The following is a 19,591-nucleotide window of genomic DNA, read 5'->3' as shown; positions in this document are numbered from 1 at the left end:
CGGCGGGGATGACGCAGATGCGCCGCGGCCGTCGTCTCGCGATCGACGTCGGGGACGCCCGGATCGGGGTCGCCTCGTGCGACCCCGACGGGATCCTTGCCACGCCGGTGGAGACCGTTCCGGGACGCGATGTCCCGGCGGCCCACCGGCGGCTCGGGCAGATCGTCGAGGAGTACGAGCCGATCGAGATCATCATCGGCCTGCCGCGGTCCCTCGGGGGCGGTGAAGGCCCCGCCGCCGCCAAGATCCGGGTCTTCGCCCAGGAGGTCGCCCGCTCGGTCGCGCCCATTCCGGTGCGACTGGTGGACGAGAGGATGACCACAGTGACGGCCAGTCAAAGACTGCGCGCCTCGGGCGTGAAGTCCAAGAAAGGCCGTTCCGTCATCGATCAGGCTGCCGCTGTGGTGATCCTTCAGAACGCTCTGGAGTCCGAACGGGCGTCGGGTAAAGCTCCCGGCGAAGGCGTCGAAGTGGTTGTCTGATCGCGATACGGTAACGTTCCGCGCGATGCGGCGGTGTTCGAATAAACACCGCACAGCAAAGAGACGGAATGTCGTCTCGCGGCTCTAGGGGATCGATGACTGAGTATGGCCGGGGCCCCGGCTCCGAACCGTGGCATCCCGAGGACCCCATGTACGGGGTGCAGGGATGGGGAGGGCAGCAGTCTGCCCACGGCCAGAACCAGTACGGCGGCCAGCAGCAGCCCTACCCCCAGGACCCGTACGCACAGCAGCAGCCTCAGGACCCGTACGCGCAGCAGCAGCCGCAGGATCCGTACGCGCAGCAGCAGCCGCAGGATCCGTACGCGCCGCAGCAGCCGCAGGATCCGTACGCGCCGCAGCATTATCAGCAGCAGCCCGCGTACGGAGCCCCGCAGGACCCGTATGCGCAGCAGCAGCAACCCCAGCCCCAGCAGCCCCAATACGACAACGGCGGCTGGGACACCGGGCAACAACCCGCCTCGACGCCGTATGAAGCCCAGCAGGCCGACCCGTACGGCGGCCCGCAGGCCGGCTACGGCGAGACGCATGACTACTACAGCACGCCGGAGGCCTACCCGCCGCCGCAGCCCCCGGGCCGCCGCGAGGCCGTTGCCGAGCAGGCCCCCACGCAGAGTCCCGACTGGGACCCGGAGGTCCAGCCGAAGGAGACCCACCCCTTCTTCACGGGCGCCGACGACCGCGACGACAACGACGGCGAGCACGACGACGACCCGCGTGAGTCACGCCGCGGCGGTCGCGGCGGCAACGAGCGCCGGGGCAAGGGCAAGAAGAAGAGCCGCAGCGGCGTCGCCTGCCTGGTCGTCGCGGTGGTCCTGGTCGGCGGCCTCGGCGGAGTGGGCTACGTCGGTTACTCGTACTGGCAGGACAAGTTCGGCGCGGCGCCCGACTACACCGGAACGGGCACCGGCGAGGTCGAGGTCGAGATCGAAAAGGGCGCCTTCGGCTCCGACATCGGCAACATCCTGAAGCAGAAGGGTGTCATCAAGAGCGTCGACGCGTTCGTCGCCGCGCAGAACGAGAACCCCAAGGGCAAGTCGATCCAGGCAGGTGTCTATCTCCTCCACGAGAAGATGTCCGCGGCCGAGGCCCTGAAGATGATGATCGACCCGAACAGCCAGAATCTTTTGGTGATTCCCGAGGGTTACCGCAATGACACCATCTACGGGATGGTCGACAAGAAACTGGGCCTCAAAAAGGGAACGACCAAGGGAATTGCCACGTCCAAGGCGTCCGACCTCGGGTTGCCCGACTGGGCGATCAACGACAAGGACATCAAGGACCCGCTGGAAGGTTTCCTTTACCCGGCCGCCTATCCGGTCACCAAGGAAACCGAGCCGGAGACGATCCTGAAGAAGATGGTCTCCCGTGCCAACGAGGAGTACGACAAGCTCGACCTCGAGGGAACGGCCAAGAAGTACAAGCTGGAAGGCCCATGGCAGGTTCTCACTGTCGCCAGCCTGGTCCAGGCGGAGGGCCTCACGCACGACGACTTCCGCAAGATGGCTGAAGTCGCATACAACCGCTTGAAGCCGGGCAACACGGTCACGAACCGTAAGCTTCAATTCGACTCCTCATTCAATTACCTCAAGAAACAGAGCAAGATCAAGATCGGGTCGAGTGAGATCCTGAACAATCCGGACCCTTACAACACCTATTACCACGCGGGCCTTCCGCCGGGCCCGATCAGCAATCCGGGTGACGAAGCCCTGCGAGCCACGCTCAATCCCACTGGTGACGGGTGGATGTTCTTCATCTCGCTCGACGGCAAGAAGACCGAGTTCACCAAGACGGCCGCCGAGCACGAGAAGCTCAACAAGAAGTTCAGGGAACAGCATGGCCTCGACTGACGGGCGCCGCCGGGCAGCCGTCCTCGGCTCGCCCATCGCCCACTCGCTCTCCCCGGTCCTGCACCGTGCCGCGTACGCCGAACTCGGCCTCTCCCACTGGTCGTACGACCGCTTCGAAGTCGACGAGGCGGGGCTGCCCGGTTTCGTCGAGGGGCTCGACGCCTCGTGGGCCGGCCTGTCGCTGACCATGCCGCTCAAGCGCGCGATCATCCCACTGCTGGACTCCATCAGCGAGACGGCGTCCTCGGTGGAGGCGGTCAACACGGTCGTCTTCACGGATGACGGCCGAAGGACCGGCGACAACACCGATGTCCCCGGCATGATCGCCGCGCTGCGCGAACGCGGTGTGGAGAACACCGACTCCGCCGCCGTGCTCGGCGCCGGTGCGACCGCTTCCTCGGCGCTCGCCGCGCTGTCCGAGATCTGTACGGGACCGGTCACGGCGTACGTCCGCAGCCGGGAACGGGGCCAGGAGATGCGCGGCTGGGGCGAACGCCTCGGCGTCGACGTCCGGATCTCCGACTGGGCGGAGGCCGAGCAGGCGCTGCGCGCCCCGCTGGTCATCGCCACCACCCCGGCAGGTGCCACGGACGCGCTGACCGATGCCGTACCGGATCGGCCCGGCACTCTCTTCGACGTGCTGTACCAGCCCTGGCCGACCGGACTCGCGGCCGCCTGGGCGGCCCGTAACGGCGCAGTCGTCGGAGGTCTCGACCTTCTGGTGCACCAGGCCGTCCTCCAGGTCGAGCAGATGACGGGCCGCGCGCCCGCGCCGCTCGCGGCGATGCGGCAGGCCGGCGAAGAGGCGCTGGCCGCACGCTGACCACGCGCATGTGCGGGTCCCGATCCGTCCGTCTGCTGGACCGGCGGCCGGTTCGGGTGCCCAAGCGTGGGAGGATCGAAGGCGGCGGGCCAGGGCCGCGCACCCGGTCGCGCCGTTGCAGTTTCAGGCGCGAGCATGAGGAGCACCGTTGAGCAGGTTGCGCTGGCTGACCGCAGGGGAGTCGCACGGCCCCGCACTGGTCGCGACGCTGGAGGGTCTTCCCGCCGGTGTCCCGATCACCACGGAGATGGTGGCGGACGCACTGGCCCGGCGGCGGCTCGGCTATGGCCGCGGCGCTCGCATGAAGTTCGAGAAGGACGAGGTCACCTTCCTCGGCGGGGTACGCCACGGGCTGACCATGGGCTCCCCGGTCGCCGTCATGGTGGGCAACACCGAATGGCCCAAGTGGGAGCAGGTCATGTCGGCCGACCCGGTCGACCCCGACGAACTGGCCGCGCTGGCCCGCAATGCCCCGCTGACCCGCCCCCGCCCCGGCCACGCCGACCTCGCCGGCATGCAGAAGTACGGCTTCGACGAGGCCCGGCCGATCCTGGAGCGCGCCAGCGCCCGGGAGACCGCGGCTCGGGTCGCGCTCGGTGCCGTCGCGCGGTCGTACCTCAAGGAGACCGCCGGCATCGAGATCGTCAGCCACGTCGTCGAGCTGGCCGCGGCCAAGGCGCCCTACGGCGTCTACCCGACGCCCGCAGACGTCGAGAGGCTCGACGCCGATCCGGTGCGCTGCCTGGACGCCGACGCGAGCAAGGAAATGGTCGCCGAGATCGACCAGGCCCACAAGGACGGCGACACCCTCGGCGGTGTGGTCGAGGTGCTGGCGTACGGCGTGCCCGTCGGCCTCGGCTCGCACGTGCACTGGGACCGCCGTCTCGACGCCCGGCTCGCCGCGGCCCTGATGGGCATCCAGGCCATCAAGGGGGTCGAGGTCGGCGACGGCTTCGACCTGGCCCGGGTCCCCGGCTCCAAGGCGCACGACGAGATCCTGGTCACCGAGGACGGCATCAAGCGGGCCTCCGGCCGCTCCGGTGGCACCGAGGGCGGTCTGACCACCGGCGAGCTGCTGCGGGTCCGCGCCGCGATGAAGCCCATCGCGACGGTGCCGCGCGCGCTCGCCACCGTCGACGTCGTCACCGGCGAACCCGCCAAGGCCCACCACCAGCGCTCCGATGTCTGTGCCGTGCCGGCTGCGGGCATCGTCGCCGAGGCGATGGTCGCCCTGGTTCTCGCCGACGCCGTCGCCGAGAAGTTCGGCGGCGACAGCGTCCCCGAGACCCACCGCAACGTTCAGTCGTACCTCGACCACCTCCAGATCCGATGAGCGGCCCGCTGATCGTCCTCGTCGGCCCGATGGGCGTCGGCAAGTCCACGGTCGGTGAACTGCTCGCCGACCGGCTCGGCACCACCTACCGGGACACCGACGCGGACGTCGTCGTCACGGCAGGCAAGCCGATCTCGGAGATCTTCTACGACGAGGGCGAGGAACACTTCCGCGAGCTGGAGCGCCAGGCGGTGCACACCGCCGTCGCCGAGCACACCGGTGTTCTCTCCCTCGGCGGTGGCGCCGTGCTCGACGAGACGACCCGCGCACTGCTCGCCGACCACCCCGTCGTCTATCTCTCGATGGACGTGGAGGAGGCCGTCAAGCGGGTCGGCCTGAACACCGCCCGTCCGTTGCTCGCCGTCAACCCGCGCCGGCAGTGGCGCGAGCTGATGGACGCCCGCCGTCATCTGTACACCGAGGTGGCCCGGGCGACCGTCGCCACCGACGAGCGCACCCCCGAAGAGGTCGCCCAGGCGGTCCTCGACGCACTGGAACTGCCGGAGCGCACGGGCGACCCCGTCACCCCCGGCGTGGAGAACACACGTATGACCGAGCAGGGCCCCACCCGTATCCAGATCGCCGGCAGCGCGGGCACCGACCCGTACGAGGTGCTGGTCGGCCGGCAGCTCCTCGGCGAGCTGCCCACGCTCATCGGCGACCGTGCCAAGCGGGTTGCCGTACTGCACCCCGAGGCGCTCGCCGAGACCGGTGAGGCGGTCCGTCAGGACCTCGCCGAGCAGGGCTACGAGGCCATCGCGATCCAGCTGCCGAACGCCGAGGAGGCCAAGACCGTCGAGGTCGCGGCGTACTGCTGGAAGGCGCTCGGGCAGACCGGCTTCACCCGCACCGATGTCATCGTCGGCGTCGGCGGCGGAGCCACCACCGATGTGGCCGGGTTCGTCGCGGCGAGCTGGCTGCGCGGGGTGCGCTGGATCGCCGTACCCACGACCGTGCTCGGTATGGTCGACGCGGCCGTCGGCGGCAAGACGGGCATCAACACCGCCGAGGGCAAGAACCTCGTCGGCGCCTTCCACCCGCCCGCCGGGGTCCTCTGCGACCTCGCCGCCCTGGACTCGCTGCCCGTTCACGACTACGTCAGCGGCATGGCCGAGATCATCAAGGCCGGTTTCATCGCCGACCCGGCGATTCTCGACCTCATCGAGGCGGACCCCGAAGGCGCCCGTACGCCCACCGGAGCGCACACCGCCGAGCTGATCGAACGCGCCATCCGGGTCAAGGCCGAGGTCGTCTCCAGCGACCTCAAGGAGTCCGGACTGCGCGAGATCCTCAACTACGGTCACACCCTGGCCCACGCCATCGAGAAGAACGAGCGCTACAAGTGGCGGCACGGCGCGGCCGTCTCGGTCGGCATGGTCTTCGCCGCCGAGCTGGGCCGGCTGGCCGGACGCCTCGACGACGCCACCGCCGACCGGCACCGCGCCGTCCTGGAGTCCGTCGGACTGCCGCTCACCTACCGCGGCGACCAGTGGCCCAAGCTGCTGGAGAACATGAAGGTCGACAAGAAGTCCCGCGGCGACCTGCTGCGCTTCATCGTCCTCGACGGCCTCGGCAAGCCCACCGTGCTGGAGGGCCCCGACCCGGCAGTGCTGCTCGCCGCCTACGGGGAGGTGTCGGCGTGACCCGCCGGGTCCTCGTCCTCAACGGGCCGAACCTCGGCCGCCTCGGATCCCGCGAGCCCGATGTGTACGGCGCCACGTCGTACGCCGGACTCGTCGAGACCTGTCAGGCCCTCGGCAAGGAGCTCGGCTTCGATGTCGACGTCCGGGAGACCAACGACGAGGGCGAGCTGATCCGCTGGCTCCACGAGGCCGCAGACGGTTCGATTCCGGTCGTTCTCAACCCGGGGGCCTTCACTCACTATTCGTACGGAATGCGGGACGCGGCGGCCCAGCGCACCGCCCCGCTGATCGAGGTGCACATCTCGAACCCGTACGCACGGGAGGAATTCCGCCACAACTCCGTGGTCGCGCCGGTCGCCACGGGGACCGTGGCCGGATTCGGCATCGGCTCCTACCGCCTCGCTCTGCGCGCCCTCGCGGACGAGTTGACCGGCTGACGGACCGGTGCACCGGACGGCCGACCGGCCGACCGGGCACTGTGGACCGTTCCCGGCCGTTCCCTCAGTGGCGGCCGGGGACGGTACGGTTGCCGTTCCACCAGCGCCAGTTGCCTGTACGAGACGGAGTGGCACCGGATGCAGCACGCAGTGGGGGCCCCGCTGCCGCCGCCCCAAGGCCCCGGAAGCGGACCTGTCGGCTGGACGCACCAGGCCCAGCACCCCGGACCGCCGGGGCCGCCGCCCACCACCCCTCCCACGCGCCAGGGCTGGAGCGGACCCGCCCCGCAGCACGCGTCGGCGCCTGTCTCCAGGGAGACCACCGGGCACATCCAGTTGCCGCCCGGCGGGCCCGTCCCGCTGCCCGCGCCGCCCGCCGAGCCCGGCACCGGCAGCGCGACCCTCGCCGTTCTCCTGATCGGCCCCGCGGGCGCGGGCAAGACCACCGTGGCCAAGCTCTGGGCCGGCCGCCGCCGGGTTCCCACGGCTCACGTCAGCCTCGACGACGTCCGCGAATGGGTCTGCTCCGGCTTCGCCGACCCCCAGGCCGGGTGGAACGACCACTCCGAGGCCCAGTACCGTCTCGCCCGTCGCACCTGCGGCTTCGCCGCCCGCAACTTCCTCGCCAACGGGATCTCCTGCATCCTGGACGACGCCGTCTTCCCGGACCGGCCGGTCGTCGGCCTCGGCGGCTGGAAGCGCCATGTCGGCCCCGGACTGCTGCCCGTCGTTCTGCTGCCCGGCCTGGAGATCGTGCTGGAGCGCAACGCCGCCCGCAGCGGGAACCGCCGCCTCTCGGACGAGGAGGTCGCCCGCATCCACGGCCGGATGGCCGGATGGTACGGCTCCGGACTGCCGATCATCGACAACTCGACGTACGACGTGGAGACCACCGCCCGCGTCCTGGACGACATACTCGCCCGCTCCATAGCCAGCCCCCCGGCCTGGTGAACCGCCATCGGGCGGTGTTCCCGGTCAGGTGACGGGCCCGGCCGCGGCCCCCGGTCGGATGCGCTGACCGAGCAGGCCTGCGCCACCGCTCGTAGGCTCGTCACATGTCAGACGTGTACGCCGTCCGCCGCGGGCTGCTCCGCGACCGGTGCGCCGCCGTCGGATCCGCGGCCGCTCTGGTCTCCCGCCCCGCCAACGTCCGCTATCTCGCGGGCGGAGCGCCCCCGGGCGCCGTGCTGCTGCTCGGCCCCGGTGAGGACGTCCTGCTCTGCCCCCACGCCCCGACCGGCGATCCCGCCGACGGGCGCACCGACGATCAGCTGCGGGTGTCACTGATGCCGGCCACCGACGGCGATCCGGCGGTCGCGGCCGCCGGTCTGGCCACCTCCGTCGGTGCGGAGTCCCTGGCCGTCGAGGAACACCATCTGACGGTCTCCCGCCACCGGGCCATGAGCTCGGTCGCCCCGCGGCTGCGGCTCGCCGACCTCGGTGCCACCGTCGAGCAGTTGCGGGTGGTCAAGGACGAGGAGGAGATCGCCTGTCTGCGGATCGCCGCCGAGATCACCGACCAGGCCCTGGGCGAACTCCTCGAATCCATCCTGGTGGGCCGCACCGAACGGCATCTCGCCCTGGAGCTGGAGCGCCGCCTGGTGGACCACGGTGCCGACGGCCCCGCCTTCGCCACTTCCGTGGCCACCGGGCCGAACTCCGGCCAGGGCCGCCACCGCCCCTCGGACCGGCGGGTGGAGGAGGGGGATTTTCTCTCCGTCTGCCTGGGCGCGAACTATCGCGGCTACCGCTGTGAGATCGGCCGTACGTTCGTCATCGGGACCGCGCCCGCCGACTGGCAGATCGAGCTCTACGACCTGGTTTTCGCCGCTCAGCGGGCCGGGCGCGAGGCTCTCGTGCCGGGGGCCGCCTACCGCGATGTGGACCGTGCGGCCCGCTATCTCCTGGACTCCGCGGGCCATGGCGGGGGCCTCGCACCATGGACAGGGCACGGGGTGGGGCTCGAAATCGACGAGGACCCGCAGCTGGCACCTGCAGCCATGGGTAAACTGGACGCTTGTGTGCCGGTCACCGTCGAACCGGGGGTCCACCTCCCGGGCCGGGGCGGGGTCCGGATCGATGACACGCTCGTCGTGCGCCCCGAGGCGGACGGCGGACCCGAGCTACTCACCATTACGACCAAGGAGCTGCTCGCGCTCTAGCGCGCATCCTCGGCCGTTCCACCAGCTTCAGTCCAGGAGATTCCGCAACCGTGGCTTCCACGAACGACCTCAAGAACGGCCTGGTGCTCAAGCTCGACGGAGGCCAGCTCTGGTCCGTCGTCGAGTTCCAGCACGTCAAGCCCGGCAAGGGCCCGGCCTTCGTGCGCACCAAGCTCAAGAACGTGCTCTCCGGCAAGGTCGTCGACAAGACGTTCAACGCCGGCGTGAAGGTCGAAACGGCCACCATCGACCGTCGCGACATGCAGTTCTCGTACATGGACGGCGAGTACTTCGTCTTCATGGACATGGACACGTACGACCAGCTCATGGTCGACCGCAAGGCTGTCGGCAACGCCGCCAACTTCCTGATCGAGGGCTTCACCGCCTCCGTCGCCCAGCACGAGGGCGAGGTGCTCTACGTCGAGCTGCCGGCCGCCGTCGAGCTGACCGTCCAGCACACCGACCCGGGCGTCCAGGGCGACCGCTCCACCGGTGGCACCAAGCCCGCCACGCTGGAGACCGGCTACGAGATCGGCGTCCCGCTCTTCATCACCACGGGTGAGAAGATCAAGGTCGACACCCGCACGGGCGACTACCTCGGCCGGGTGAACAGCTAACCGTGGCTGCCCGGAACAAGGCCCGCAAGCGCGCCTTCCAGATCCTCTTCGAGGCCGACCAGCGCGGTGAGTCCGTGCAGACGGTCCTCGCGGACTGGGTGCGGCACTCGCGGGCCGACAACCGTCAGCCGCCGGTCACCGAGTACACGATGGAGCTCGTCGAGGGGTACGCGCAGTACGCGGACCGGATCGACGACCTCATCGTGACCTACGCCGTGGACTGGGAGATCGACCGCATGCCGGTCGTCGACCGGAACATCCTGCGGCTCGGTGCGTACGAGCTGATCTGGGTGGACGAAACCCCGGACGCAGTGGTGATCGACGAGGCGGTCCAGCTCGCCAAGGAGTTCTCCACCGATGACTCCCCGTCCTTCGTGAACGGGCTGCTGGCCCGGTTCAAGGACCTCAAGCCGAACCTCCGCCGGGAGCAGTAGCCTCCGGAGGCGTTCAGCCAACGAAGGGCCTGCGGTCTTTCGGCGGTTTCTAGCGGTCCTTGCAACACGTGGATGTGTTGATCAGGCCGCGAGTAGTTTATGCAGGCGCTCGGCTGGGGTTTCCCAGCCGAGCGTTCTGCGTGGGCGGCGGTTGAGCCGGTCGGCGACTGCGATCAGGTGCTCGGGGCTGTCGACGGACAGGTCCGTGCCCTTGGGGAAGTGCTGCCGCAGCAGGCCGTTCGTGTTCTCGTTCGACCCGCGCTGCCAGGGGCTGGCGGGGTCGCAGAAGTAGACCGGGATGTCGGTGGCGAGGGTGAACTCGCCGTGCCGGGCCATCTCGCTGCCCTGGTCCCAGGTCAGGGACCGCGAGAGATGTGCGGGCAGGGTCGGACGGTGGCTGTCAGAGCGCCCAGGACAGCCTCGGCTCCGTGGTCGCCCGGCAGGTGCAGGAGCATCACGTAGCGGGTCGCCCGCTCGACCAGGGTGCCGATCGCGGACTTCCCGTCCTTGCCGATGATCAGGTCGCCCGCCCAGTGGCCGGGCACGGCCCGGTCCTCGGCCTCAGCCGGCCGTTCGCTGATCATCACCATGGGTGTGGTGAAGCGCGGCCGGCGGCAGTTGGCCTGCCGCTGGGTCCGGCGGCGGGCACGGCCGCTGCGCAGGGCGCCGGCGAGCTCACGCCTCAGCTGGCCCCGGCCCTGGACATGGAGCGCCTGGTGGACGGTCTCGTGGACCACATGAATCTCCGGCCGGTCGGGGAACCTCGCCCGCAGAGCCTGGCATATCTGTTCCGGGCCCCACTTCTCGTCCAGCATCGTCCGGACGGCGTCTCGCAGTTCCGGGTTCTCGCTGATCTTGCGGGGTTCGGGACGGGGCCGGCGGGCGTCCGCGCGGGCCCGGGCCGCGTGCGGGCGGTAGTGCCACTGGCCGCGGGTGCCGTCCGTGCGGTTGCGGCGGATCATTCGGCGTGTGGGAGGCCGGTTGCCGGCAACAAAAAAGCCGTGTCGGCGCGGGCACCCGGAAGGGTGAGTCCGTGCCGACACGGCGGTACGTTTCTGCGAGGGGTGTCAGCCCTCTTCGTGGGCGACGGCGCGACGCGCGTCCGCGTCCAGCACGCCCCAGCTGATCAGCTGTTCCGTGAGCACGGACGGCGACTGGTCGTAGATCACGGCCAGCGTGCGCAGGTCGTCCTGGCGGATCGAGAGCACCTTGCCGTTGTAGTCGCCGCGCTGGCTCTGGATCGTCGCCGCGTAGCGCTGCAGCGGCCCGGCCTTCTCCGGCGGGACGTGGGCGAGGCGCTCCAGGTCCAGGACGAGCTTCGGCGGCGGCTCGGCGGCCCCGCCGGGCGTCGTACCGGGCAGGAGCTCCTGTACCGGGACTCCATAGAAATCAGCGAGTTCGGCAAGGCGCTGGACGGTCACGGCACGGTCGCCGCGCTCGTACGAACCGACCACGACGGCCTTCCAGCGGCCCTGGGACTTCTCCTCCACGCCATGGAGGGAGAGGCCCTGCTGAGTGCGGATGGCACGGAGTTTGGCCCCGAGCTGTTTTGCGTATTCGCTGGACATAAGGCTCCCCGGACGCTGGAACATTTTTGCGGCTCCGCCGCGTGGCTGGTAACTCACTGTGAGGTTACGCAGCGTTACTTGGATGCGTCAAGCCGAATGGTCCGGACCGGCACCTCCCGGGGGTGTTACCAGGGCGCTGTGCAAGCCCTGGTAACGTTGATGACGCAATTTCGACGTCCTTTAAGGTCCGTCCAGTGAGGCGGAGAAGGAGGTCCGTTTCTTATGGACGCACAGCACGAAGCCACCGGCAATGCGGCACGCCCCGTTCTCGAGGCTCCCGACATCGCCCGAGTACTGACCCGAATCGCCCACGAGATCGTCGAACGCGCCAAGGGCGCCGACGACGTGGTGCTCCTCGGCATCCCGACGCGGGGCGTCTTCCTCGCCGGCCGGCTCGCCGAAAAACTCCAAGAGATCACCGGCCGGAAGATGCCGGTCGGGTCACTCGACATCACGATGTACCGCGACGACCTGCGGCTGCGCCCTGCGCGCGCCCTGGCCCGCACCGAGATCCCCGGCGAGGGCATCGAGGGCCGCCTGGTCGTCCTCGTCGACGATGTCCTCTTCTCGGGCCGCACGATCCGCGCAGCGCTCGACGCGCTGGGCGACATCGGCCGGCCCCGCGCGGTGCAGCTCGCGGTCCTCGTCGACCGCGGTCACCGCGAACTCCCGATCCGTGCCGACTACGTCGGCAAGAACCTCCCCACGTCGCTGCGGGAGACGGTCAAGGTCCAGCTCGCCGAGGAGGACGGCCGCGACGCCGTGCTGCTCGGTGTCCAGCAGACCGCCCCGGCGGGCGAGCAGTAGCTGCACTTCACCCGTACGGAGTACCTCGAACCCGTACGGCAGCTTCCGCACGCCCGCATGCCTGAACCCTCCAGCCACCCGGAGAACACCCAGATGAAGCGTCACCTCATCTCGGCCGCCGACCTCACCCGCGACGACGCCGTCCTGATCCTCGACACCGCCGAGGAAATGGCACGGGTCGCGGACCGGCCGATCAAGAAGCTCCCCACCCTGCGCGGCCGTACCGTCGTCAACCTCTTCTTCGAGGACTCGACGCGTACCCGCATCTCCTTCGAGGCCGCCGCCAAGCGCCTCTCCGCCGATGTCATCAACTTCTCCGCGAAGGGCTCGTCCGTCTCCAAGGGCGAGTCGCTCAAGGACACCGCGCTGACCCTGGAGGCGATGGGCGCCGACGCCGTCGTCATCCGGCACGGTGCCTCCGGTGCCCCGTACCGCCTCGCCACCTCCGGCTGGATCGACGGCGCCGTTGTCAACGCAGGGGACGGCACCCACGAGCACCCCACCCAGGCCCTCCTGGACGCCTTCACCGTGCGCCGCCGCCTCGTAGGGGCCGACGCCGGTATCGGCCGGGACCTCGAAGGCCGCCGGGTCACCATCGTCGGCGACATCCTGCACAGCCGGGTGGCCCGCTCCAACGTCCACCTGCTGACCACGCTCGGCGCCCACGTCACCCTGGTCGCCCCGCCGACTCTCGTCCCGGTCGGGGTCGAGCATTGGCCGTGCGACGTCAGCTACAGCCTCGACGAGGTGCTGCCGAAGTCCGACGCGGTGATGATGTTGCGTGTGCAGCGCGAACGGATGAACGCCGCGTACTTCCCGACCGAGCGCGAGTACTCCCGGCGCTACGGCCTGGACGGCGACCGCATGGCGAAGATGCCCGAGGACGCCATCGTCATGCACCCCGGTCCGATGGTCCGCGGCATGGAGATCACCGCCGAGGTCGCCGACTCCGACCGGTGCACGGTCGTCGAGCAGGTCGCCAACGGCGTCTCGATCCGCATGGCAGTCCTGTACCTGCTGCTGGGCGGTTCCGAGCCCGCCGCCCCGGCTCACCCGTCGCCCGCCACCCCCGCCCGTACCGAGGAGAACAAGTAACCATGAGCAAGATCCTTATCCGCGGCGCGAAGGTCCTCGGCGGCGAATCCCAGGACGTCCTGATCGACGGCGAGACCATCGCCGCTGTCGGTACCGGCATCGAGGCCGGTGACGCGACCGTCGTCGAGGCGGAGGGCCAGATCCTGCTGCCCGGCCTGGTCGACCTCCACACCCACTTGCGCGAGCCCGGCCGCGAGGACTCCGAGACCGTCCTCACCGGGACGAAGGCGGCGGCCGTCGGTGGCTTCACCGCCGTGCATGCCATGGCCAACACCTTCCCGGTCGCCGACACCGCCGGTGTCGTCGAGCAGGTCTGGCGGCTCGGCAAGGAGTCCGGCTACTGCGACGTGCAGCCGATCGGCGCCGTCACTGTCGGCCTGGAGGGCAAGAAGCTCGCCGAGCTCGGCGCCATGCACGATTCGGCCGCCGGAGTGAAAGTCTTCTCCGACGACGGCAAGTGCGTCGACGACGCGGTGATCATGCGCCGTGCGCTGGAGTACGTGAAGGCCTTCGACGGTGTCGTCGCCCAGCACGCCCAGGAGCCCCGCCTCACCGAGGGCGCCCAGATGAACGAGGGCATCGTCTCCGCGGAACTCGGTCTCGGCGGCTGGCCCGCCGTCGCCGAGGAGTCGATCATCGCCCGCGACGTACTGCTCGCCGCCCACGTCGGCTCCCGGGTGCACATCTGCCACCTGTCGACCGCCGGCTCCGTCGAGATCGTCCGCTGGGCCAAGTCCAAGGGCTGGAACGTCACCGCCGAGGTCACCCCGCACCACCTGCTCCTCACCGACGAGCTCGTGCGGTCCTACAACCCGGTCTACAAGGTGAACCCGCCGCTGCGCACCGAGGCCGACGTCATGGCCCTGCGCGAGGCGCTCGCCGACGGCACCATCGACTGCGTCGCCACCGACCATGCCCCGCACCCGCACGAGGACAAGGACTGCGAGTGGGCCGCCGCCGCCATGGGCATGGTGGGCCTGGAGACCGCGCTCTCCGTCGTCCAGCAGACGATGGTCGACACCGGCCTCATCGACTGGGCGGGCGTCGCCGACCGGATGTCGTTCCGGCCGGCCGCCATCGGCCGTCTCGACGGACACGGCCGGCCCGTCTCGGCCGGTGAGCCCGCCAACCTCACGCTGGTCGATCCGGCATACCGTGGTGTGGTGGACCCCGCGGGCTTCGCCTCCCGCAGCCGCAACACTCCCTACGAGGGTCGCGAGCTGCCGGGACGAGTCACCCACACCTTCCTGCGGGGCCGTGCCACGGTCGTCGACGGGAAGCTCGCGTGACATCACTCACCCCCCTGTACCTCCAGCTCGCCGCCGAGCAGAAGTCGGCCGAAGTGACCGACTGGTCCGCTCGCATCAGCTGGGTCATCGGACTGATCGTCCTCATCGCCTTCGTCTACTGGCTGATGCGCCAGGGATGGAAGTGGCGGGGGAGCCTCCAGTCCGATCTGCCGGAACTCAGCTCCACCCCGGAGGGGTTCGCGGACGGCGAGAAGCTGCTGACGCTGACCGGCAGGTACCACGCCTCGACGACCGCCGGGCAGTGGCTCGACCGGATCGTCGCCCATGGCCTCGGTACCCGCAGCCGCGTCGAGCTCACCCTGACCGACCAGGGACTCGACGTCGTACGACCCGGGGCGGCCGACTTCTTCGTCCCGGCCGCCGCACTGCGTGAGGCCCGGCTCGACAAGGGCATCGCGGGCAAGGTCCTCCCCGAGGGCGGCCTGCTGATCATCACCTGGGCGCACGGCGACAAGCTGATCGACTCCGGTTTCCGCTCCGACCACTCGGCCGAGCACCCGGCCTGGGTCGAGGCCATCGAACAACTCACCAGCACTACGGAAGGCACCGCACGATGACGATCTCCACCCGGGGAGCCGCCAAAGCTCCCGCCGTACTCGTCCTGGAGGACGGCCGCGCCTTCCGCGGCCGCGCCTACGGGGCCGTGGGGGAGACCTTCGGCGAGGCGGTGTTCTCCACCGGCATGACCGGCTACCAGGAGACGCTGACCGACCCCTCGTACCACCGTCAGGTCGTCGTGATGACTGCCCCGCACGTCGGCAACACCGGTGTGAACGACGAGGACCCCGAGTCGAAGCGGATCTGGGTCGCCGGATACGTCGTCCGCGACCCCGCCCGGGTGCCCTCCAACTGGCGCTCGCAGCGCTCGCTCGACGATGAACTGGAGCACCAGGGCGTCGTCGGCATCAGCGGCATCGACACCCGCGCCCTCACCCGCCACCTGCGCGAGCGTGGCGCCATGCGCGTCGGCATCTTCTCCGGTGACGCCGTCGCCGACGAGGCCACGCTGCTGGCCCGCGTCAAGGAAGCCCCCGAGATGGTGGGCGCCGACCTCTCCACCGAGGTCGCGACCAAGGAGACGTATGTCGTCCCCGCGATCGGCACCAAGAAGTTCACCGTCGCCGCGATCGACCTCGGCATCAAGGGCATGACCCCGCACCGGATGGCCGAGCGCGGCATCGAGGTGCACGTCCTGCCCGCCACCGCCACCCTCGACGAGGTGTACGCGGTCGAGCCCGACGGAGTCTTCTTCTCCAACGGCCCCGGCGACCCGGCCACCGCCGACCACCCGGTCTCCGTCATGCAGGGCGTCCTGGAGCGGAAGACGCCGCTCTTCGGCATCTGCTTCGGCAACCAGATCCTGGGCCGCGCCCTCGGCTTCGGCACCTACAAGCTGAAGTACGGCCACCGCGGCATCAACCAGCCTGTGCAGGACCGCACGACCGGCAAGGTCGAGGTCACCGCGCACAACCACGGCTTCGCCGTCGACGCCCCGCTGGACAAGGTGTCCGACACGAAGTTCGGCCGCGCCGAGGTCTCCCACGTCTGCCTGAACGACCAGGTCGTCGAGGGGCTGCACCTCCTCGACCAGCCGGCCTTCAGCGTCCAGTACCACCCCGAGGCGGCCGCCGGCCCGCACGACGCCGCGTACCTCTTCGACCGCTTCGTATCCCTGATGGAGGGCCAGCGTGCCTAAGCGCTCCGATATCCAGTCCGTCCTGGTCATCGGCTCCGGCCCGATCGTCATCGGTCAGGCCGCCGAGTTCGACTACTCCGGCACCCAGGCCTGCCGCGTCCTCAAGGCCGAGGGCCTGCGCGTCATCCTGGTGAACTCCAACCCGGCGACGATCATGACCGACCCGGAGATCGCCGACGCCACGTACGTCGAGCCGATCACCCCCGAGTTCGTCGAGAAGATCATCGCCAAGGAGCGCCCCGACGCGCTGCTCCCGACGCTGGGCGGCCAGACCGCGCTCAACACCGCGATCTCCATGCACGAGAACGGTGTCCTGGAGAAGTACGGCGTCGAGCTCATCGGCGCCAATGTCGAAGCCATCAACAAGGGCGAGGACCGCGACCTCTTCAAGGGCGTCGTCGAGGCCGTCAACGCGAAGATCGGCCATGGCGAGTCCGCCCGCTCGGTCATCTGCCACACGATGGACGACGTGATCCAGGGCGTCGACACGCTCGGCGGCTACCCCGTCGTCGTCCGCCCCTCCTTCACGATGGGCGGCGCCGGTTCCGGCTTCGCGCACGACGAGGAGGAGCTGCGCCGGATCGCCGGACAGGGCCTGACGCTCTCCCCGACCACCGAGGTGCTCCTGGAGGAGTCCATCCTCGGCTGGAAGGAGTACGAGCTGGAGCTGATGCGCGACAAGAACGACAACGTCGTGGTCGTCTGCTCCATCGAGAACTTCGACCCGATGGGCGTCCACACGGGTGACTCGATCACCGTCGCCCCGGCGATGACGCTCACCGACCGCGAGTACCAGCGGCTGCGCGACATCGGCATCGCGATCATCCGCGAGGTCGGCGTCGACACCGGCGGCTGCAACATCCAGTTCGCCATCGACCCGACCGACGGCCGCGTCATCGTGATCGAGATGAACCCCCGCGTCTCCCGCTCCTCGGCGCTCGCCTCGAAGGCCACCGGCTTCCCGATCGCCAAGATCGCCGCCAAGCTGGCCGTCGGATACACGCTCGACGAGATCCCGAACGACATCACCGAGAAGACCCCGGCCTCCTTCGAGCCGACGCTCGACTATGTCGTCGTCAAGGCCCCGCGGTTCGCCTTCGAGAAGTTCCCCTCCGCCGACTCCACCCTCACCACCACCATGAAGTCGGTGGGCGAGGCCATGGCGATCGGCCGGAACTTCACCGAGGCGCTCCAGAAGGCGCTGCGCTCGCTGGAGAAGAAGGGCTCGCAGTTCTCCTTCACCGGTGAGACCGGCGACAAGGCCGAGCTGCTGGCCGAGGCGGTCCGCCCGACCGACGGCCGGATCAACACCGTCATGCAGGCGATCCGGGCCGGCGCCACCCAGGATGAAGTTTTCGACGCCACGAAGATCGACCCCTGGTTCGTCGACCAGCTCTTCCTGATCAAGGAGATCGCCGACGAGCTGGCCGCCGCGGACGAGCTCGACCCCGAACTGCTGGCAGAGGCCAAGCGTCACGGCTTCTCCGATGCCCAGATCGCCGACATCCGCACCCTGCGCGAGGACGTCGTGCGCGAGGTGCGGCACGCCCTGGGAATCCGCCCGGTCTACAAGACGGTCGACACCTGCGCCGCCGAGTTCGCCGCGAAGACGCCGTACTTCTACTCCAGTTACGACGAGGAGAGCGAGGTGGCGTCCCGCACCAAGCCGGCGGTGATCATCCTCGGCTCCGGCCCCAATCGCATCGGCCAGGGCATCGAGTTCGACTACTCCTGCGTCCACGCCTCCTTCGCCCTGAGCGACGCGGGCTACGAGACCGTGATGGTCAACTGCAACCCGGAGACCGTCTCCACCGACTACGACACCTCCGACCGCCTGTACTTCGAGCCGCTGACGCTCGAGGACGTGCTGGAGATCGTGCACGCCGAGTCCCTCGCGGGCCCGGTCGCCGGTGTCATCGTCCAGCTCGGCGGCCAGACCCCGCTGGGTCTGTCGCAGGCGCTCAAGGACAACGGCGTGCCGGTCGTCGGTACCTCCCCGGAGGCGATCCACGCCGCCGAGGACCGCGGCGCCTTCGGCCGCGTCCTGGCCGAGGCCGGACTCCCGGCCCCGAAGCACGGCACCGCCACCACGTTCGACGAGGCCAAGGCCATCGCCGACGAGATCGGCTACCCCGTCCTCGTGCGCCCGTCGTACGTGCTCGGCGGCCGGGGCATGGAGATCGTGTACGACGAGACGCGGCTCTCCTCGTACATCGCCGAGTCCACCGAGATCAGCCCCACCCGGCCGGTCCTGGTCGACCGCTTCCTCGACGACGCGATCGAGATCGACGTCGACGCGCTCTACGACGGCACCGAGCTCTACCTCGGCGGCGTCATGGAGCACATCGAGGAGGCCGGCATCCACTCCGGTGACTCCGCCTGCGCGCTGCCCCCGATCACGCTCGGCGGCTACGACATCAAGCGGCTGCGCACCTCCACCGAGGGCATCGCCAAGGGCGTCGGCGTACGCGGACTGATCAACATCCAGTTCGCGCTCTCCGGCGACATCCTGTACGTCCTGGAGGCCAACCCGCGCGCCTCGCGCACCGTCCCCTTCACTTCGAAGGCGACCGCGGTGCCGCTCGCCAAGGCCGCCGCCCGTATCTCGCTGGGCGCGACCATCGCCGAGCTGCGCGAGGAGGGTCTGCTGCCGAAGAACGGCGACGGCGGCACCCTGCCGCTCGACGCGCCGATCTCCGTCAAGGAGGCCGTCATGCCGTGGTCGCGGTTCCGCGACATCCACGGCCGCGGTGTCGACACCGTCCTCGGCCCGGAGATGCGCTCCACCGGCGAGGTCATGGGCATCGACTCGGTCTTCGGCACGGCGTACGCCAAGTCGCAGGCCGGCGCGTACGGCCCGCTGCCCACCAAGGGCCGCGCGTTCATCTCCGTGGCCAACCGCGACAAGCGCTCGATGATCTTCCCGGCGCGCGAGCTGGTCGCCCACGGCTTCGAACTGCTGGCCACCTCCGGCACCGCCGAGGTGCTCAAGCGCAACGGCATCCACGCCAAGGTCGTGCGCAAGCAGTCCGAGGGCGTCGGACCGCAGGGCGAGAAGACCATCGTCCAGCTCATCCACGACGGCGAGGTCGACCTGATCGTCAACACGCCGTACGGAACGGGCGGCCGTCTCGACGGCTACGAGATCCGTACCGCGGCCGTCGCCCGGTCCGTGCCGTGCCTCACGACGGTCCAGGCACTCGCCGCCGCCGTCCAGGGCATCGACGCACTCAACCACGGAGACGTCGGCGTACGTTCCCTCCAGGAACACGCGGAACATCTGACCGCGGCGCGCGACTAGCAGGCCCAGCAGGGG

General features: G+C 69.7%; 17 protein-coding genes and 1 pseudogene. 16 read left to right on the top strand and 2 right to left on the bottom strand.

What is annotated here, in order from left to right; all coding sequences use genetic code 11:
- Positions 1 to 8: 8 nt before the first annotated feature.
- The 10 genes from ruvX to nusB all read left to right on the top strand — a co-directional run bounded on the left by ruvX (position 9) and on the right by nusB (position 9,799).
- Complete coding sequence (gene ruvX, locus ACZ7IB_RS19645) at positions 9 to 482, top strand: Holliday junction resolvase RuvX (RefSeq protein WP_470913953.1); 474 nt, start codon at positions 9 to 11, stop codon at positions 480 to 482.
- A 95-nt stretch (positions 483 to 577) separates the two neighbouring features.
- The gene (mltG, locus tag ACZ7IB_RS19640; RefSeq protein ID WP_470913950.1) at positions 578 to 2,350 is read left to right on the top strand and encodes an endolytic transglycosylase MltG; all 1,773 of its coding nucleotides are present in this window, start codon (positions 578 to 580) and stop codon (positions 2,348 to 2,350) included.
- Positions 2,337 to 3,173 (top strand): shikimate dehydrogenase, encoded by an 837-nt coding sequence (locus ACZ7IB_RS19635; protein ID WP_470913948.1) that lies wholly within the window; start codon positions 2,337 to 2,339, stop codon positions 3,171 to 3,173. The genes mltG and ACZ7IB_RS19635 overlap by 14 nt, the downstream gene beginning before the upstream one ends.
- Before the next feature lie 148 nt (positions 3,174 to 3,321).
- On the top strand, positions 3,322 to 4,506 hold the full coding sequence (aroC, locus tag ACZ7IB_RS19630) for a chorismate synthase (protein ID WP_114243501.1): 1,185 nt from the start codon (positions 3,322 to 3,324) through the stop codon (positions 4,504 to 4,506).
- Positions 4,503 to 6,149, top strand: a complete 1,647-nt coding sequence (gene aroB / locus ACZ7IB_RS19625; RefSeq protein ID WP_470913946.1) for a 3-dehydroquinate synthase — start codon at positions 4,503 to 4,505, stop codon at positions 6,147 to 6,149. The genes aroC and aroB overlap by 4 nt, the downstream gene beginning before the upstream one ends.
- Entirely contained in the window at positions 6,146 to 6,586 is a 441-nt protein-coding gene (gene aroQ, locus ACZ7IB_RS19620) for a type II 3-dehydroquinate dehydratase (protein ID WP_266735872.1), read from the top strand. The genes aroB and aroQ overlap by 4 nt, the downstream gene beginning before the upstream one ends.
- 138 nt (positions 6,587 to 6,724) lie before the next feature.
- Positions 6,725 to 7,537: a Pro-rich N-terminal domain-containing protein gene (locus tag ACZ7IB_RS19615; RefSeq protein ID WP_470913942.1), complete on the top strand. Its 813-nt coding sequence runs from the start codon at positions 6,725 to 6,727 to the stop codon at positions 7,535 to 7,537.
- A gap of 104 nt (positions 7,538 to 7,641) precedes the next feature.
- Positions 7,642 to 8,748 (top strand): aminopeptidase P family protein, encoded by a 1,107-nt coding sequence (locus ACZ7IB_RS19610; protein ID WP_470913940.1) that lies wholly within the window; start codon positions 7,642 to 7,644, stop codon positions 8,746 to 8,748.
- Positions 8,749 to 8,798: 50 nt separating this feature from the next.
- Complete coding sequence (gene efp / locus ACZ7IB_RS19605) at positions 8,799 to 9,365, top strand: elongation factor P (protein ID WP_266745095.1); 567 nt, start codon at positions 8,799 to 8,801, stop codon at positions 9,363 to 9,365.
- 2 nt (positions 9,366 to 9,367) lie between these two features.
- Entirely contained in the window at positions 9,368 to 9,799 is a 432-nt protein-coding gene (gene nusB / locus ACZ7IB_RS19600; RefSeq protein WP_470913937.1) for a transcription antitermination factor NusB, read from the top strand.
- 81 nt (positions 9,800 to 9,880) lie between these two features.
- Here nusB and ACZ7IB_RS19595 read toward each other — a convergent pair.
- Both ACZ7IB_RS19595 and bldD read right to left on the bottom strand, forming a co-directional pair.
- Positions 9,881 to 10,764 (bottom strand): annotated as a pseudogene (locus ACZ7IB_RS19595) (IS30 family transposase); the annotation flags it as partial.
- A 102-nt stretch (positions 10,765 to 10,866) separates the two neighbouring features.
- Positions 10,867 to 11,367 (bottom strand): transcriptional regulator BldD, encoded by a 501-nt coding sequence (gene bldD, locus ACZ7IB_RS19590; RefSeq protein ID WP_014044812.1) that lies wholly within the window; start codon positions 11,365 to 11,367, stop codon positions 10,867 to 10,869.
- A 222-nt stretch (positions 11,368 to 11,589) separates the two neighbouring features.
- Between bldD and pyrR the strand changes: the two genes are divergently transcribed.
- The 6 genes from pyrR (at position 11,590) to carB (ending at position 19,576) form a co-directional block, all read left to right on the top strand.
- Positions 11,590 to 12,174 (top strand): bifunctional pyr operon transcriptional regulator/uracil phosphoribosyltransferase PyrR, encoded by a 585-nt coding sequence (gene pyrR / locus ACZ7IB_RS19585; protein WP_114243494.1) that lies wholly within the window; start codon positions 11,590 to 11,592, stop codon positions 12,172 to 12,174.
- Positions 12,175 to 12,267: 93 nt separating this feature from the next.
- Entirely contained in the window at positions 12,268 to 13,269 is a 1,002-nt protein-coding gene (locus ACZ7IB_RS19580) for an aspartate carbamoyltransferase catalytic subunit (protein ID WP_470914126.1), read from the top strand.
- A gap of 2 nt (positions 13,270 to 13,271) precedes the next feature.
- Complete coding sequence (locus tag ACZ7IB_RS19575) at positions 13,272 to 14,558, top strand: dihydroorotase (protein WP_266363167.1); 1,287 nt, start codon at positions 13,272 to 13,274, stop codon at positions 14,556 to 14,558.
- The gene (locus tag ACZ7IB_RS19570) at positions 14,555 to 15,136 is read left to right on the top strand and encodes a PH-like domain-containing protein (RefSeq protein WP_266363169.1); all 582 of its coding nucleotides are present in this window, start codon (positions 14,555 to 14,557) and stop codon (positions 15,134 to 15,136) included. Before ACZ7IB_RS19575 ends, ACZ7IB_RS19570 begins: the two co-directional genes overlap by 4 nt.
- Positions 15,133 to 16,275 (top strand): glutamine-hydrolyzing carbamoyl-phosphate synthase small subunit, encoded by a 1,143-nt coding sequence (carA, locus tag ACZ7IB_RS19565; RefSeq protein ID WP_470913931.1) that lies wholly within the window; start codon positions 15,133 to 15,135, stop codon positions 16,273 to 16,275. Before ACZ7IB_RS19570 ends, carA begins: the two co-directional genes overlap by 4 nt.
- Positions 16,268 to 19,576 (top strand): carbamoyl-phosphate synthase large subunit, encoded by a 3,309-nt coding sequence (gene carB, locus ACZ7IB_RS19560; RefSeq protein ID WP_470913929.1) that lies wholly within the window; start codon positions 16,268 to 16,270, stop codon positions 19,574 to 19,576. The genes carA and carB overlap by 8 nt, the downstream gene beginning before the upstream one ends.
- The last annotated feature ends 15 nt before the right edge of the window (positions 19,577 to 19,591 follow it).

Source organism: Streptomyces sp. NPDC037301 (assembly GCF_055602785.1).
The sequence above is the reverse complement of the archived record's forward strand: the minus strand, read 5'-3'. Positions and strand labels throughout refer to the sequence as shown.

Coding starts and splice junctions, on each gene's coding strand:
- ruvX (WP_470913953.1), top strand. CDS start 9: ATGACGCAGATGCGCCGCGGCCGTCGTCTCGCGATCGACGTCGGGGAC.
- mltG (WP_470913950.1), top strand. CDS start 578: ATGACTGAGTATGGCCGGGGCCCCGGCTCCGAACCGTGGCATCCCGAG.
- ACZ7IB_RS19635 (WP_470913948.1), top strand. CDS start 2,337: ATGGCCTCGACTGACGGGCGCCGCCGGGCAGCCGTCCTCGGCTCGCCC.
- aroB (WP_470913946.1), top strand. CDS start 4,503: ATGAGCGGCCCGCTGATCGTCCTCGTCGGCCCGATGGGCGTCGGCAAG.
- ACZ7IB_RS19615 (WP_470913942.1), top strand. CDS start 6,725: ATGCAGCACGCAGTGGGGGCCCCGCTGCCGCCGCCCCAAGGCCCCGGA.
- ACZ7IB_RS19610 (WP_470913940.1), top strand. CDS start 7,642: ATGTCAGACGTGTACGCCGTCCGCCGCGGGCTGCTCCGCGACCGGTGC.
- bldD (WP_014044812.1), bottom strand. CDS start 11,367: ATGTCCAGCGAATACGCAAAACAGCTCGGGGCCAAACTCCGTGCCATC.
- pyrR (WP_114243494.1), top strand. CDS start 11,590: ATGGACGCACAGCACGAAGCCACCGGCAATGCGGCACGCCCCGTTCTC.
- ACZ7IB_RS19580 (WP_470914126.1), top strand. CDS start 12,268: ATGAAGCGTCACCTCATCTCGGCCGCCGACCTCACCCGCGACGACGCC.
- ACZ7IB_RS19575 (WP_266363167.1), top strand. CDS start 13,272: ATGAGCAAGATCCTTATCCGCGGCGCGAAGGTCCTCGGCGGCGAATCC.
- carA (WP_470913931.1), top strand. CDS start 15,133: ATGACGATCTCCACCCGGGGAGCCGCCAAAGCTCCCGCCGTACTCGTC.